Source organism: Sulfuriferula sp. GW1 (genome assembly GCF_047300855.1).
GTDB lineage: Bacteria > Pseudomonadota > Gammaproteobacteria > Burkholderiales > Sulfuriferulaceae > Sulfuriferula.
This window is the reverse complement of sequence record NZ_CP170197.1, coordinates 2,261,072-2,275,416: the sequence shown is the minus strand read 5'-3', so window position 1 is coordinate 2,275,416 and position 14,345 is coordinate 2,261,072. Positions and strand designations below refer to the sequence as shown.

The following is a 14,345-nucleotide window of genomic DNA, read 5'->3' as shown; positions in this document are numbered from 1 at the left end:
TCCCAGCGCCGTAAAAATAACGAGGCGGGCCAGCTGCGACTTACTTTAATCCCGTTGTCAGGTGAGGCGCCAGGGTTTGCAGTAACTGGGCAAAAATTTTTGGATTGCCGGCGACTACATTGCCGGTATCTATGTAACTATCGTCGCCATTGAAATCTCCCACCAAACCTCCTGCTTCCTGAATGAGCAGACAGCCGGCGGCAATATCCCATTTGTTCAGACCGATTTCCCAAAATCCATCCAGTCGCCCGGCAGCAACATAAGCCAGGTCCAGTGCAGCCGAGCCAGGCCGCCGTACGCCGGAGGTTTTTTGCAGCATGTCCCGGAACATGGCCATATAAGCATCGAGATGGCTGAAATCACGGTACGGAAAGCCTGTACCAATCAGGGAATCCGCAAGCTTCAGTCGATTGGACACGCGAATGCGGCGTTCATTCAAATAGGCGCCTTGACCACGCGAAGCGGTAAACAGGTCATTGCGGCTGGGATCGTATACCACGGCTTGATTCAGCTGGCCTTTATGCAGCAGCGCGATGGATACGCAATATTGCGGAAATCCATGCAGGAAATTGGTCGTGCCATCCAGCGGATCGATCACCCATTGGTATTCGGAACTGCCTTGCGCGCCGCTCTCTTCTGCTAAAATCGCATGGTTGGGGTAGGCGGTCAGCAGTACGTCGATAATGGCTTGTTCCGCAGCACGATCCACCTCCGTAACGTAATCATTGTGATTCTTGTGTTTGACCGTGAGTGCATCAATATCCTGGGACGCACGGTTGATAATGCCGGCGGCTCGGCGAGCGGCTTTCACCGCGGTGGTGAGCATGGGATGCATGTTGATATGTCAATGAGCGTGGAAACAGCCTCCATTTTAAAGGTAAGTGCGCGTTGAATAAAACTTTTTTACTAAATAATGTACGGATTGTACTGAGCCATACCAGCCATCCCGGCAATATTGGCTCGGCGGCGCGAGCGATGAAAACAATGGGGCTGAGCGACCTGCGCCTGGTGAATCCCAAGCAATTTCCGGATCCGGTTGCCCACGCCATGTCATCCGGAGCGCAGGACGTGCTCGAAAACGCACGCGTTTGCACATCACTGGACGAAGCGCTGAACGGGAGTGTATTGACCGTTGGATGCACGGCGCGGAGGCGTGATTTGTCGCATGAAATGCTTAGCGCACGCGACATGGCACCGATTCTGCTGAAGCAGGCAGCTCTTCAGCCGGTTGCCCTGGTGTTCGGGACTGAAATGTCGGGCTTGACGAATGCTGAGCTGGACCGCTGTCAATTGCTAGCCCATATTCCGTCCAATCCTGACTATAGCTCATTAAATTTGGCATCTGCCGTACAGGTTTTGTCTTATGAGCTGCGCTGTGCATTGCCGGAATTGACCATGCCACCCGCAGACGTACCGGAATTGGCGCAGCATGAAGAGGTCGAACTGTTTTATCGCGAACTTGAGCTTACCCTGATTTCGGCAGGTTTTCTGAATCCAGCGGCGCCCCGGCGTCTGATGACGCGCTTGCGCAGACTGTATTCGCGTACCCGGCTGGAAAAAGAAGAACTTCATTTCCTGATGGGGATAGTTAAGGCGATGCGTAAAGTTGACTGAATTAGTTGGGTATAAGATACTTTTAATTCATATTGAGAAGGTTTGCATGAGCCATGTTTAGCAAGCTGCGTGAAGACATTTTGGTAGTGTTCGAGCGCGATCCTGCGGCCCGTTCCAGGTGGGAAATCCTCACTACTTATCCTGGCATCCATGCGATATTGGCGCATCGCCTGGCAGCGCGATTATGGCATGCGAACTTCAAGTGGTTGGCGCGGTTCATCGCCTACCTGGCGCGCAGTGTGACCGGTATCGAAATTCATCCCGGCGCCATCATCGGCCGACGTGTGTTTATTGATCACGGTATGGGGGTGGTCATTGGTGAAACCGCAGAAATAGGCGATGACTGCACCTTGTATCACGGTGTGACCCTGGGTGGCACTTCGTGGAATAAAGGCAAGCGTCATCCCACTCTGGAGAAGGGCGTGGTGGTGGGGGCGGGGGCCAAGATATTGGGGCCGCTCACGATAGGCGAAGGCGCCAAGATTGGTTCCAACGCCGTGGTGGTAAAGGATGTGCCTAAGGGCGCTACTGCCGTAGGGATACCTGCGCGTATCCTGGACGAGAATCAAACCAAACCAGATGAAAAGATTGCCCGTAAATTGGGTTTCTCAGCATACGCCATTAGTGCGGATATGAATGATCCTATGGTCAAGGCAGTGCATGGATTGATTAATCATTCCACGGTTACCGACGAGCGTATCGCATGGATTTTGCAGCAGCTGGAAAAAACGGGCGCGGAGCCGCCGGCCACCTGCAAAACAGACGCACAATTCGACGCCGCCTATCTCAATAAAATAGTTGACTGAATTAATCGGGTATTGTATTGTCTTATTCATTGTTATACGAGTGAGGCCACGCAAATGCGCTTGACGACTAAAGGAAGATTCGCAGTAACCGCCATGATCGATTTGGCGTTGCATAACGGTCACGGACCGGTGGCGCTGGCCAGCATCAGTGAACGGCAAAAAATATCGCTGTCTTATCTGGAACAGCTGTTCGGCAAGCTAAGACGGCGCGCGCTGGTGGAAAGCGTGCGTGGCCCGGGAGGTGGTTATCTGGTAGCAAGATCGCTGGGTGAAATAACCGTGGCGCAAATAATTCAGGCTGTGGACGAGCCGATTGATGCGACGCAATGTGGCGGGTTGGAAAATTGTCAGGACGACCAGCGCTGCATGACCCACGAACTATGGACGAATTTGAACAAGCGTATTCAGGACTATCTGGCGGAAGTGACGCTGGAGAATCTGGTGGTACAGCAATCAGCTAGGTTACCATCTGCAAATGTGGTGCACGACCACCGTCGTGGACGCGAAAAAATAAGTGTCGCGGCCTGACGCGATACGGATTGGACAATGGAGCAAGTGATGTCAAAGATGCCGATTTACCTGGATTACTCAGCGACGACGCCGGTTGACCCGCGTGTGGCGCAGAAGATGATCCCATACCTGACCGAGCAGTTTGGCAATCCGGCCAGCCGCTCCCATGCGTTTGGCTGGGATGCCGAAAAAGCTGTAGAAAATGCGCGCGAGGAGGTAGCCAAACTGGTGAATGCCGATCCAAAAGAGATCGTGTGGACTTCGGGTGCCACAGAGGCCATCAATCTGGCACTCAAGGGCGCGGCACATTTCTATAAGGGTAAGGGTAAGCATCTGATTACCGTGCGCACCGAGCACAAGGCGGTTCTCGATACCATGCGCGAAGTGGAGCGTGAAGGCTATGAGGTGACGTATCTCACCCCGGAACCCAATGGCCTGCTCGATGTGGAAAAATTCAAGGCGGCGATTCGGCCGGATACCATTCTGGTCTCTGTGATGTATGTGAACAACGAAATTGGTGTAATACAGGACATTCCTGCCATTGGCGAAATTTGTCGTGACAAGGGTATTATTTTTCATGTGGATTCCGCTCAGGCTACTGGCAAGGTAGAGATTGATCTGGCCAGGCTCAAGGTGGATTTGATGTCGTTTTCGGCACATAAGACCTACGGTCCTAAAGGCATTGGCGCACTCTATGTGCGACGCAAACCGCGCGTGCGCATCGAAGCGCAAATGCATGGCGGCGGGCATGAGCGTGGTATGCGTTCCGGTACCTTGGCGACGCACCAGATAGTCGGTATGGGCGAAGCATTCCGTATTGCCCGCGAGGAAATGGCTGCGGAAAACGAGCGCATCCGCAGGTTGCGTGATCGCCTGTTGAAGGGTTTGTCCGACATCGAAGAGGTCCATGTCAATGGCGATATGGAACATCGCGTGCCGCACAATCTCAATATCAGCTTTAATTTCGTCGAAGGCGAATCGCTGCTGATGGCAATCAAGGATCTGGCCGTGTCATCCGGGTCGGCTTGTACTTCAGCCAGTTTGGAGCCATCTTATGTATTGCGTGCGCTGGGACGTTCCGATGAACTGGCGCATAGCTCGATTCGTTTTTCGGTAGGTCGTTTCACGACCGAACAGGACATCGATTTCGCAATTGAATTGCTGCACCAGAAAATCGGCAAGCTTCGTGAACTTTCCCCATTGTGGGAGATGCACAAGGAAGGCATTGATCTCGAAACCGTGAAGTGGGCAGCACACTAATTTTACTGAAGGAGAACGATCATGGCATACAGCGATAAAGTACTCGATCACTACGAAAATCCCCGCAATGTGGGTTCTTTTGGCAAAGGCGATGAAGATATCGGCACCGGTATGGTAGGCGCTCCGGCCTGTGGCGACGTGATGAAGTTGCAGATCAAGGTGGGCAAGGATGGCATCATCGAAGACGCCAAATTCAAAACTTACGGTTGCGGTTCGGCGATAGCCTCCAGCTCGCTGGTGACCGAATGGGTCAAAGGCAAGACGCTGGATCAGGCGATGGAAATCAAAAACACCGCCATTGCTGAAGAGCTGGCACTACCGCCGGTTAAGATCCATTGCTCCATTCTGGCCGAGGACGCCATCAAGGCTGCGGTGGAAGATTACAAGAGCAAACACGGCGGCACACAAGCTGCTGCCAGCCACGGTTAAACCAGAAGAGGTTCATTATGGCGATTACCCTGACTGAACGCGCTGCCAAGCATGTCTCCAACTTTATTGCCAAGCGTGGCAAGGGCGTGGGCTTGCGCCTGGGCGTACGTACCAGCGGTTGTTCCGGACTGGCTTACAAGATGGAATTTGCCGATCAGGCCGGAGAAGAGGATCTGCGTTTTGAAAGCCATGGCGTGACCGTCCTGATAGATCCGAAAAGCCTGCCGTATCTGGATGGCACCGAGCTTGATTTTGTGCGCGAAGGCCTGAACGAAGGTTTCAAATTCAATAACCCCAACGTCAAAGACGCCTGTGGCTGCGGCGAAAGCTTTAACGTCTGAGCTGCGCGCCGGGCATTATTCCCCGCGAGCCTAACATGCAGTTTGACTTCAATCGTAACCATTTCGAGTTGTTCGGGCTGGTTCCAGGTTTTGCACTGGACACAGCCGCGCTCGAACAAGCCTACCGTGCATTGCAAAGCCAGGTTCATCCGGACAAGTTCACACATTTGTCAGCGGCTGAACAACGCGCTTCAATGCAATGGTCAACCCGCGTCAATGAAGCCTATCAGGCACTGAAATCGCCGCTCAACCGTGCCCAGTATCTGCTGCAACTGCAAGGCATAGACGCGCTGGCTGAGCGCGATACTGTGATGCCAGGCGACTTCCTGATGCAGCAAATGGAATGGCGGGAAGGCATGCAGGAAGCGCGTGAGGCAGCAGATGTGGCAGCCCTGCAAACCATTGAGGCGGAGATTGCCGATACCGCCCGGCAATTGCGTGCCGTACTGGCCCGGCAGCTGGATGAGCAACACGATTACCCCGGTGCTGCGCAGAGCGTGCGCAAGCTCAAATTCATGGACAAACTGGTCGTAGAAATCCACGACACCTACGAAGCACTCGAAACCTGATGGCCCTTCTGCAAATTTCCGAACCCGGCATGAGTACCGAGCCACACCAGCATCGTCTGGCTGCAGGCATTGATCTGGGTACCACCAATTCACTGGTCGCCAGCGTGCGTAACAGCGTATCCGTTGTGCTGAATGACGAAGATGGGCGGGCGCTGTTGCCATCCGTGGTACGTTACTCAGCCACGGCTGCACCTGTGGTAGGTTACGCTGCCCAATGCGCGCAAAGCATCGATCCGCACAATACCCTTGTATCGGTGAAACGATTTATGGGACGCGGGCTCGCCGACATTACCGATGCAGGTAGCTTCCCTTACCATTTTGTCGATGCGCCGGGCATGGTGCAGTTCAGGACCGCTGCCGGAGTAAAAAGCCCGGTTGAGGTATCGGCCGAAATTTTACGCGTATTGCGCGATCGTGCCGAGCGTTCGCTGGGCGGTGAATTGAGCGGTGTGGTGATTACCGTACCGGCATATTTTGACGATGCCCAGCGCCAGGCCACAAAAGATGCCGCCAAGCTTGCTGGTCTGAATGTATTGCGCCTGCTCAATGAGCCCACGGCAGCCGCCATTGCCTACGGTCTGGATAATGCCGCTGAAGGCATCTACGCCGTATATGATCTGGGCGGGGGCACTTTCGATATCTCCATCCTGCGCTTGTCGCAAGGTGTATTTGAAGTGCTGGCCACCAATGGCGACTCGGCACTGGGCGGAGACGATTTTGATCAGCGCGTGTTCTGCTGGATTCTGGAGAAATCGCGTCTGGCCGCGCTGGATGCAAAAGACACCCGGCTATTGTTGACCAAGGCACGTGAGGCCAAGGAGGCCTTGTCCGAACACCGTGAAGTCAGTATCACAGCCGTGCTATCGACCGGCGAAACCGTTGATCTGATGCTGAACGCCACAACGTTTCACGAGATTACCCAAAGCCTGGTCAACAAGACCTTGGCACCCACGCGTAAGGCCTTGCGCGATGCCGGTTTGAGCGTGGACGAGATTAAAGGGGTAGTCATGGTGGGCGGCTCGACACGGATGCCGCGTATCCAGGCGGCCGTTGCCGAATTTTTCCGGCAGACCCCACTGACTAATCTGGACCCGGACAAGGTGGTCGCGCTGGGCGCAGCCATTCAGGCCAATGTACTCGCCGGCAACCGTGGAGAAGACGACTGGCTGCTGCTGGACGTCATTCCGCTGTCACTGGGGATTGAGACCATGGGCGGCCTGGTGGAAAAAATCGTGCCGCGCAACACCACCATCCCGGCCGCGCGCGGACAGGAATTCACGACCTACAAGGATGGCCAGACTGCGATGAGCATTCACGTGTTGCAGGGCGAACGTGAACTGGTGTCCGATTGCCGCTCATTGGCGAAATTCGAGCTGCGCGGTATCCCGCCGATGGTGGCTGGGGCAGCGCGTATCCGTGTGACCTTTCAGGTGGATGCCGACGGTCTGCTGTCGGTTTCGGCCCAGGAACTGAAAAGCGGCGTACAGGCCTCGGTCACGGTCAAGCCCGCATATGGTCTGGCTGACGAAGATATCACCCGCATGCTGCGCGATTCCTACACACATGCCAAGGATGACATGCAGATGCGTGCGCTACAGGAAGCGCGGGTGGACGCACAACGCCTGCTGGACGCAACACAAACAGCCCTGGATGAAAATGCTGCGGAGCTATTGACAGCAGATGAGCGTAAAGCGATTGACGCAGCCATGCGCACACTGCAAGGCAGGCTCGACGGTTCAGATCCTCGTGCCATCAAGGATGCAGCCGAAGCGCTCAATGCCGCTACCCATGATTTTGCTGCACGGCGCATGGATGTGAGTGTGCGGGAGGCATTGACAGGCCAGCGTCTTGACGCGATTTAATTAAACAACCGGTTATTGATATGCCAAAAATAATTGTTCTGCCCCACGAGGAGCTTTGTCCGGAAGGTGCGGTGATCGAAGCCGAGTCCGGCGTGTCCATCTGTGACTCCTTGCTGGCCAATGGAGTGGAAATCGAACATGCGTGCGAGAAATCCTGCGCATGCACCACCTGCCATGTCATCGTTCGTGAAGGCTTCAATTCACTGGCACCATCGGATGAGCTGGAAGACGATATGCTGGACAAGGCATGGGGTCTGGAACCCCAATCGCGACTGTCCTGCCAGGCAAAGGTGAATCAAGCCGACCTGGTCGTCGAGATTCCCAAGTACACCATCAACATGGTCAAGGAAGGGCATTGACATGAAGTGGACAGACACCCTGGATATTGCTATTGAATTGCTGGAAACCCATCCCGATGTTGACCCGCAATACGTGCGTTTCACCGACCTGCACCGCTGGGTGACTGAGTTGCCCGGGTTTGACGATGCACCGGATAAATCCAGTGAAAAGATACTTGAAGCGATTCAGCTTGCATGGATGGATGAGGCCGAATAACGCCACTTGATTCGTTCCCGGCGATGACTTCATTCTGGCCGGATCGGCCTGTTGTTGCTTAGCAGTTGCCAGGACTTTACCAGCCCAAAGCGCGCGCGCTCTGGTAGAAAATGAAGCTCACCAGCCAGGCCAGGCCGAGTGGCCAGGCCACTGCCAGCACGGTAAACCACCAGCTCTTCGACTCCTGCTTGAGCACCGCCACGGTGGACAGGCACGGCGTATAAATCAGTGTGAACAGCATGAAACTGTATGCCTGTACCCAATCCAGTTTGCCGGCAATGATACCCGCCAGGTTGGACTGGCCAGCGCCATAAATTACCGCCAGAGCACCGATCACGATTTCTTTGGCGATGAAGCCGAACAGCAGCGCCACAGACAACAATCGATCGATACCCAATGGCTGGAACAGTGGCGCCATGAAGTCAGCCAGTTGCCCCGCCAGGGTAGCGGGGCTGGCGGGCGGCACGTCGAACGGATAGTGCGTTAACGCCCACACCACAATGACACCGCCGACGATGTAACCCGAGGCGCCTTTCAAGAAATGCTGCGACTGCTGCCAGCCCTGGGCGATGAGTTGTTTGAAGGTGGGGAATCGGTAAGGTGGAAGCTCCAGCAACAGCGGTTCCACGCTGCGGTATTTGCCGCGCCACACCAGCGCGGTGAGGAACGCCATCAAAAAACTCATCAGATACAACGAAAACATCACCATTGCAGCCGCGCGTGGCGCGAAAATAGCGGTGGTGAAAAACAGAAATACTTGCAGGCGCGCCGAGCATAGCGAGAACGGGATCACCAGCATGGTCAGCAGGCGCAACGCGCGAGAGCGCATCACCCGCGTGCCCATCAGGGCGGGGACATTGCAGCCAAAGCCCATTAGTTGCATCACGAATGAGCGCCCATCCAGCCCCAGCCTGGCCATGACCGCATCCATCAGGTAGGCAGCACGCGCCAGATAGCCGCTGTCTTCGATAATCGCCATGAACATGAAGAACACGACGATGATGGGCAGGAAGCTCAACACGGTGCCGATACCATCGAACAAGCCATCCTGAATGAAACTCTGCAGGGGTAACGGTGCGTGAACCAGTGCGGGTTGCAACAGGCCGGTCTTGATATGCTCCAGCCCCCAGTTCATGCCATCCTGCAAGGGCGTGCCAATGCCGTAAACCAGCTGGAACAGCAAAAACACGGTAATAAAAAACAAGGGCAGACCCAGCCAGGGATGCAACAATATCCGGTCCAGACGGCGCGTGATACCGGGCGACAGCGTAATCGGCGTGCTGACCGAGCCACTGACAATCCGGTCAAGCTCGACCTCGATGCGGTCATCCTGACTGAGACCCTCGGTATCGGCCAGGCGTGCTGCCGGATTGTGTTGCACAATTTGTTCGATGGCATGACGTGCCGACTCGAAACCCTGGCCATATTTTGCACTGATCAGCGTGACTGCCATATCGAGGTTGCGCGCAAGCTCGGCGAGATCAATTTTGACCCCCAGTTGTTTGGCCTCGTCCGACATATTCAGAACCAGCGTCATCGGCAGCTTGAGTGCCTTGAGCTGAAGCAGCAGCGCCAGTTGCCGATCAAGTTGGGCGGCATTGAGAATCACCACCAGACCATTGACGACCTGAGATTCAAGAAAATGCCGCACCACCTGCTCGTCGTCAGAAAAGCCGTGCAGATTGTAAATGCCCGGCAAATCCACCACCTCCACCATGTTGCCGCCCAGCAGAATTTTGGCGGCCAGCAGGTCAACCGTGATGCCCGGCCAGTTGCCCACACGTGCCCCAGCACCGGTCAGGCGGTTAAAAAAAGTGGATTTACCCGTGTTGGGCATGCCCAAAAGAGCGATACGTTTCATGATGGCGGGGTGTCAGGCAACCAGATTGACGCAGATTTTGGCAGCGTCGATGCGTCGTATCATCAGTTCCGTATGGCCAATGCGAATTTGCATCGGGCCTTTGAGCGGCGCCGTGCGCACCACTTCTATGCGTCGTCCGGGGCGCAGTCCCAGCGCGGCCATACGCCGTCCCAACTCGGGACCGGCATCGATGGTTTCAATCGTGCCACTTTGATTTGGAAACAGATGATCTAGCGAGGTATGCATAAATTTTTATAAATGAGAAACGTTCTTATTTGTATCATAAGCCAGTATGCCATGCAAGCCTGCGAGCAATAATTTTGAAAAGCCATGCAAAATAAAATACAGTTGGAACTCATTGATCCTGTAATCGGATCAATCAGCAATAATCACAACACGGGCTATAACAACGTTCGGGCATGGAGCAGACGTTGAATACGTACTAAATGCGAACCCGTATCCGGTACTTTTGTAGAACTAGCCACTCTGCCAATGTGCAAAATCAACAAACAGGCCAATTAATCAAGGAGCCCCATCCATGCCAGGTTTTACCCCCAAAAACGTTTATCGTCCGGTTCAGCTCAAACCTCTGGCTCACGATGCCAAGGCTATTGGCGCCGACTTTCAGCGTTATCTGTCTTACCATCTGGGACGCTTTCAGGGATGCGAGCCGTTCTATGCGTACGAGTCCCTTGCGTACACGCTGCGTGACCGTCTGATGGTGGACTGGCGCAGCACCTGGGATCGTCAGTTGCAGCCTGGCAGCCGGCGTGCCTATTACTTGTCTCTGGAGTTTCTGATCGGGCGGGCCCTGGGCAATCATCTGCTTAATCTTGGCATTAAAGATGAAACCCATCAGGCCATGCTGGATATGAGCGAGCAGCTGGAAGACATTGTTGATCAGGAGCCCGATGCAGGTCTGGGCAATGGAGGCTTGGGGCGTCTGGCAGCGTGCTTCATGGATAGCTGTGCGACGCTGCAATTGCCGGTAATGGGCTATGGCCTGCGCTATGAATACGGCATGTTCCGTCAGCATATCGACAACGGTTATCAGGTGGAAGAACCGGATCGCTGGTTACGCAATGGCAATCCCTGGGAGATTGAGCGCAGTGAATATGGCCAGCGCGTGCATTTCGGCGGACGTAGCGAGCACTACCGGGATGATCATGGCAATCAGCGCGCACGCTGGGTGGATACACAAGACGTGCTGGCGATTCCATTCGATATGCCTATTTCCGGCTATCGCAACAAAACAGTGAATACCTTGCGCTTATGGAAGGCGGCAGCTACCGAGGAATTCAATCTGGGTGAATTTAATGCCGGGAGCTACACCGAAGCGGTACAGGCGAAGAATAATGCCGAGCATATTTCCATGGTGCTCTATCCCAATGACACCAGCGAAAACGGCAAGGAGCTGCGTCTGCGTCAGCAGTATTTCCTGGCTTCGGCCAGTATCAAGGACGCCATGCGCGTATGGGAGCACCATGAGGCGCGTGATTACCGCGATTTTGCCGCTGAAAATGTGTTCCAGATGAACGACACACACCCGACCATCGCGGTGGCCGAACTGATGCGCATCCTGATGGATGAAAAAAACCTGAGCTGGGAACAGTCCTGGTCAATTACCACGCGCTGCATGGCTTATACCAATCACACCCTGCTGCCGGAAGCCTTGGAGAAATGGCCGTTGAGCCTGTTCGAGCGCTTGCTGCCGAGATTGCTGGAAATTATTTACGAAATCAATGCACGTTTTCTGCGCCAGGTATCACTCAAATGGCCCGGCGATATCGAACGACAGCAGCGAATGTCCATTATCGAAGATGGCAGTCAGCGCTACGTGCGCATGGCGTGGCTGGCAATCGTGGGCAGTTTTTCAGTCAATGGTGTGGCGGCCTTGCATTCGAAGTTGCTTCGCGACGGCTTGTTTCACGATTTCTATCAATTGTGGCCGGAGAAATTCAACAACAAGACCAACGGTGTGACGCCGCGCCGTTGGGTGGCTTATGCCAACCCCGGCATGACTGCGTTGATTAGCGAAACGATCGGTGATGGCTGGGTGGCGGATTTGAGCCAGCTGGAGCAACTGAAATCCTATGCCGAGGTTCACCATGAGGCCTTTCATACGCGTTGGCGAGAAGTTAAATTAGCCAACAAGCAACGTCTGGCCGCACTTGTCAAAACCGAGTGCAATGTGGATTTTGATCCAACGGCGTTATTCGATGTGCAGGTCAAGCGTATTCACGAATACAAGCGTCAGTTGCTCAATGTACTGCACGTGATCCATCTCTACCTGCGCATCAAAAATGGGCGTCTGGATAACTGGACCAATCGCTGCGTACTGATAGGAGGCAAGGCTGCGCCAGGCTACGTCATGGCCAAACGCATCATCAAGCTGGTCAATAATGTGGCTGCCGTGGTGAATAGCGATCCGGATGTTAACGGACGCCTGAAACTTGCGTTTCTACCCAATTATCGGGTAACCAGTATGGAGATCATTGCCCCGGCGACGGATCTTTCCGAGCAGATTTCCACCGCGGGCAAAGAGGCATCCGGCACCGGCAACATGAAGTTCATGATGAACGGTGCCGTCACCATTGGCACCTACGACGGTGCCAATATCGAAATCATGGACGCAGTCGGTGCTGAAAATTTCTTTCTGTTTGGTCTCAAAGCAGGCGAGGTCGATGCCTTGGGGCACAACTACCACCCGTGGCGCTATGTCAACGAGGATAACGATCTGCATGACGTGCTCAAGCTGTTGCGTTCAGGTCATTTCAACCCTAACGAGCCAAACATCTTCGACATGATTCTGGATGCGCTGCAAAGCCCTCACGACCCCTGGAAGACGCTGGCGGATTTCCGCAGTTATGTGGATGCACAGGAGCAGGTTTCGCTGGCCTGGCAGGATACTGCACGCTGGACGCGCATGAGCATCCTCAATACCGCTTCCAGTGGCTTCTTCTCGACCGACCGTACCATGCTGGAATACAACCGCGAAATCTGGAAGCTCAAACCCGGGGTGAAGTAAGGTCGGCTATTCCGGCCGCATCTGCGGGAACAGAATCACGTCGCGGATGCTCTGGCTGTCGGTCAGCAGCATCACCAGCCGGTCGATGCCGATGCCGCAGCCGCCGGTGGGGGGCAGGCCATACTCCAGCGCACGGATGTAGTCGGCGTCGTAGTGCATGGCTTCCTCATCGCCGGCTTCCTTGTTGCGCACCTGTTCCATGAAACGCTCGGCCTGGTCTTCCGGATCGTTCAATTCGGAGAAGCCATTGGCCAGTTCGCGCCCGGTGATGAACAGTTCGAAGCGTTCAGTAATCTCTGGCTGGCTGTCGGAACGGCGCGCCAGCGGGGACACTTCCGCCGGGTAGTCGATGATGAAAGTGGGCTGGATCAGCAAGCTCTCGGTGGTTTCCTCAAAGAACGTCAGCTGCAGGCCGCCCAGCCCATCGGATTCGCGGAACCTGGCCTTGTTGGCCTTGAACCATTCGGCCAGCCAGGCGCGGTCGTTGAGCTGCTCGACGCTGAATTCGGGATGGTATTTGCGCACCGCATCGACGATGGTGAGGCGGTCGAACGGCTGGCCCAGGTCAATGATCTGGCCGTTGTAGCTGACCTGCTCGCTGCCGGTGGCGGCACGCGCCGTTTCGCGCAGCAGCGTTTCGGTGAAGTCCATCAGGTAGCGGTAATCCCGATACGCCTCATAGAATTCCATCATGGTGAACTCGGGATTGTGGCGCGTCGACAATCCCTCGTTGCGGAAGTTGCGGTTGATCTCGAATACCTTCTCGAAGCCGCCCACCACCAGCCGCTTCAGATACAGCTCCGGCGCAATGCGCAGGAACAGTTCCATGTCCAGCGCATTGTGGTGCGTGGTGAATGGCTTGGCCGCCGCGCCGCCGGGAATGGGGTGCATCATCGGCGTTTCCACTTCCAGAAAATCGTGACCGGTCATGAAATTGCGGATGGTCTGCACGATTTTCGAGCGCGTTGCAAATACCCGGCGTGCATCTTCGTTGGTAATCAAATCAAGATAGCGCTGGCGGTATTTCTGTTCCTGATCGCTCAAGCCGTGGAACTTTTCCGGCAGCGGACGCAAGGATTTCGACAGCAGGCGCACCGATGTGGCACGCACCGACAACTCGCCGGTCTTGGTCTTGAACAGCACGCCGGTGGCGCCGATAAAATCGCCCAGGTCCCAATGCTTGAATGCCTCGTGCGTGGCTTCGCCGGTAATATCGTTGGCAACATAAATCTGCAAGCGTCCGCCCATGTCCTGCAAGGTCGCAAAGCTGGCCTTGCCCATCACCCGCTTCAGCATCATGCGCCCGGCGAACTGCACTTCCACCGGCGCGGCTTCGAGGTCTTCCTTGGTTTTTTCACCATGCGCCGCGTGGATCCTGGCGGCGTAATCGCGGCGTTCAAAATCGTTGGGAAACGCCACGCCGGATTCGCGCAACTGGGCCAGCTTGGCGCGCCGCTCGGTGATGATCTGGTTGTCGTCTTGCGGGATTTGTTGCGTGGTATCGGTCATG

The 14,345-nt window shown here is 55.1% G+C and carries 15 protein-coding genes; 11 read left to right on the top strand and 4 right to left on the bottom strand.

All coding sequences use genetic code 11. The features are described 5' to 3' along the window. Positions 1-40: 40 nt before the first annotated feature. Positions 41-835: an inositol monophosphatase family protein gene (locus ACFDAU_RS11085; protein WP_413436985.1), complete on the bottom strand. Its 795-nt coding sequence runs from the start codon at positions 833-835 to the stop codon at positions 41-43. A 53-nt stretch (positions 836-888) separates the two neighbouring features. Here ACFDAU_RS11085 and ACFDAU_RS11080 point away from each other — a divergent pair, with 53 nt between their 5' ends. The 10 genes from ACFDAU_RS11080 to iscX are packed head-to-tail and all read left to right on the top strand — an operon-like array spanning position 889 to position 7,946. Next, positions 889-1,614 carry an RNA methyltransferase gene (locus ACFDAU_RS11080; RefSeq protein WP_413436984.1) on the top strand — a complete coding sequence of 242 codons (726 nt, stop codon included), beginning with the start codon at positions 889-891 and terminating at the stop codon, positions 1,612-1,614. 53 nt (positions 1,615-1,667) lie between these two features. After that, the gene (gene cysE, locus ACFDAU_RS11075; protein WP_413436983.1) at positions 1,668-2,420 is read left to right on the top strand and encodes a serine O-acetyltransferase; all 753 of its coding nucleotides are present in this window, start codon (positions 1,668-1,670) and stop codon (positions 2,418-2,420) included. A 54-nt stretch (positions 2,421-2,474) separates the two neighbouring features. Continuing rightward, positions 2,475-2,948, top strand: coding sequence for a Fe-S cluster assembly transcriptional regulator IscR (iscR, locus tag ACFDAU_RS11070; RefSeq protein WP_413436982.1), 474 nt, complete (start codon positions 2,475-2,477; stop codon positions 2,946-2,948). 30 nt (positions 2,949-2,978) lie between these two features. Next, positions 2,979-4,190 (top strand): IscS subfamily cysteine desulfurase, encoded by a 1,212-nt coding sequence (locus ACFDAU_RS11065; RefSeq protein ID WP_413436981.1) that lies wholly within the window; start codon positions 2,979-2,981, stop codon positions 4,188-4,190. Positions 4,191-4,211: 21 nt separating this feature from the next. Continuing rightward, the gene (gene iscU / locus ACFDAU_RS11060; protein ID WP_413436980.1) at positions 4,212-4,619 is read left to right on the top strand and encodes a Fe-S cluster assembly scaffold IscU; all 408 of its coding nucleotides are present in this window, start codon (positions 4,212-4,214) and stop codon (positions 4,617-4,619) included. 17 nt (positions 4,620-4,636) lie between these two features. Continuing rightward, positions 4,637-4,960 carry an iron-sulfur cluster assembly protein IscA gene (gene iscA / locus ACFDAU_RS11055; RefSeq protein WP_413436979.1) on the top strand — a complete coding sequence of 108 codons (324 nt, stop codon included), beginning with the start codon at positions 4,637-4,639 and terminating at the stop codon, positions 4,958-4,960. A gap of 35 nt (positions 4,961-4,995) precedes the next feature. After that, on the top strand, positions 4,996-5,529 hold the full coding sequence (hscB, locus tag ACFDAU_RS11050; RefSeq protein ID WP_413436978.1) for a Fe-S protein assembly co-chaperone HscB: 534 nt from the start codon (positions 4,996-4,998) through the stop codon (positions 5,527-5,529). Continuing rightward, positions 5,529-7,391 carry a Fe-S protein assembly chaperone HscA gene (gene hscA / locus ACFDAU_RS11045; RefSeq protein ID WP_413436977.1) on the top strand — a complete coding sequence of 621 codons (1,863 nt, stop codon included), beginning with the start codon at positions 5,529-5,531 and terminating at the stop codon, positions 7,389-7,391. Before hscB ends, hscA begins: the two co-directional genes overlap by 1 nt. Before the next feature lie 20 nt (positions 7,392-7,411). Next, positions 7,412-7,750, top strand: coding sequence for an ISC system 2Fe-2S type ferredoxin (gene fdx, locus ACFDAU_RS11040; protein WP_413436976.1), 339 nt, complete (start codon positions 7,412-7,414; stop codon positions 7,748-7,750). Next, the gene (gene iscX / locus ACFDAU_RS11035) at positions 7,746-7,946 is read left to right on the top strand and encodes a Fe-S cluster assembly protein IscX (protein WP_413439541.1); all 201 of its coding nucleotides are present in this window, start codon (positions 7,746-7,748) and stop codon (positions 7,944-7,946) included. Before fdx ends, iscX begins: the two co-directional genes overlap by 5 nt. 76 nt (positions 7,947-8,022) lie before the next feature. Here iscX and feoB read toward each other — a convergent pair whose 3' ends face one another. Next, positions 8,023-9,807: a ferrous iron transport protein B gene (gene feoB, locus ACFDAU_RS11030; RefSeq protein ID WP_413436975.1), complete on the bottom strand. Its 1,785-nt coding sequence runs from the start codon at positions 9,805-9,807 to the stop codon at positions 8,023-8,025. A gap of 12 nt (positions 9,808-9,819) precedes the next feature. Continuing rightward, positions 9,820-10,053 carry a FeoA family protein gene (locus ACFDAU_RS11025; RefSeq protein WP_124704292.1) on the bottom strand — a complete coding sequence of 78 codons (234 nt, stop codon included), beginning with the start codon at positions 10,051-10,053 and terminating at the stop codon, positions 9,820-9,822. A 292-nt stretch (positions 10,054-10,345) separates the two neighbouring features. On the opposite strand from ACFDAU_RS11025, the gene ACFDAU_RS11020 reads away from it, so the two are divergent. Further along, the gene (locus ACFDAU_RS11020) at positions 10,346-12,835 is read left to right on the top strand and encodes a glycogen/starch/alpha-glucan phosphorylase (protein WP_413436974.1); all 2,490 of its coding nucleotides are present in this window, start codon (positions 10,346-10,348) and stop codon (positions 12,833-12,835) included. Positions 12,836-12,841: 6 nt separating this feature from the next. Here the strand turns inward: ACFDAU_RS11020 and lysS are convergent, their stop codons facing one another. Then, positions 12,842-14,344: a lysine--tRNA ligase gene (gene lysS / locus ACFDAU_RS11015; RefSeq protein WP_413436973.1), complete on the bottom strand. Its 1,503-nt coding sequence runs from the start codon at positions 14,342-14,344 to the stop codon at positions 12,842-12,844. Position 14,345: the final 1 nt, after the last annotated feature.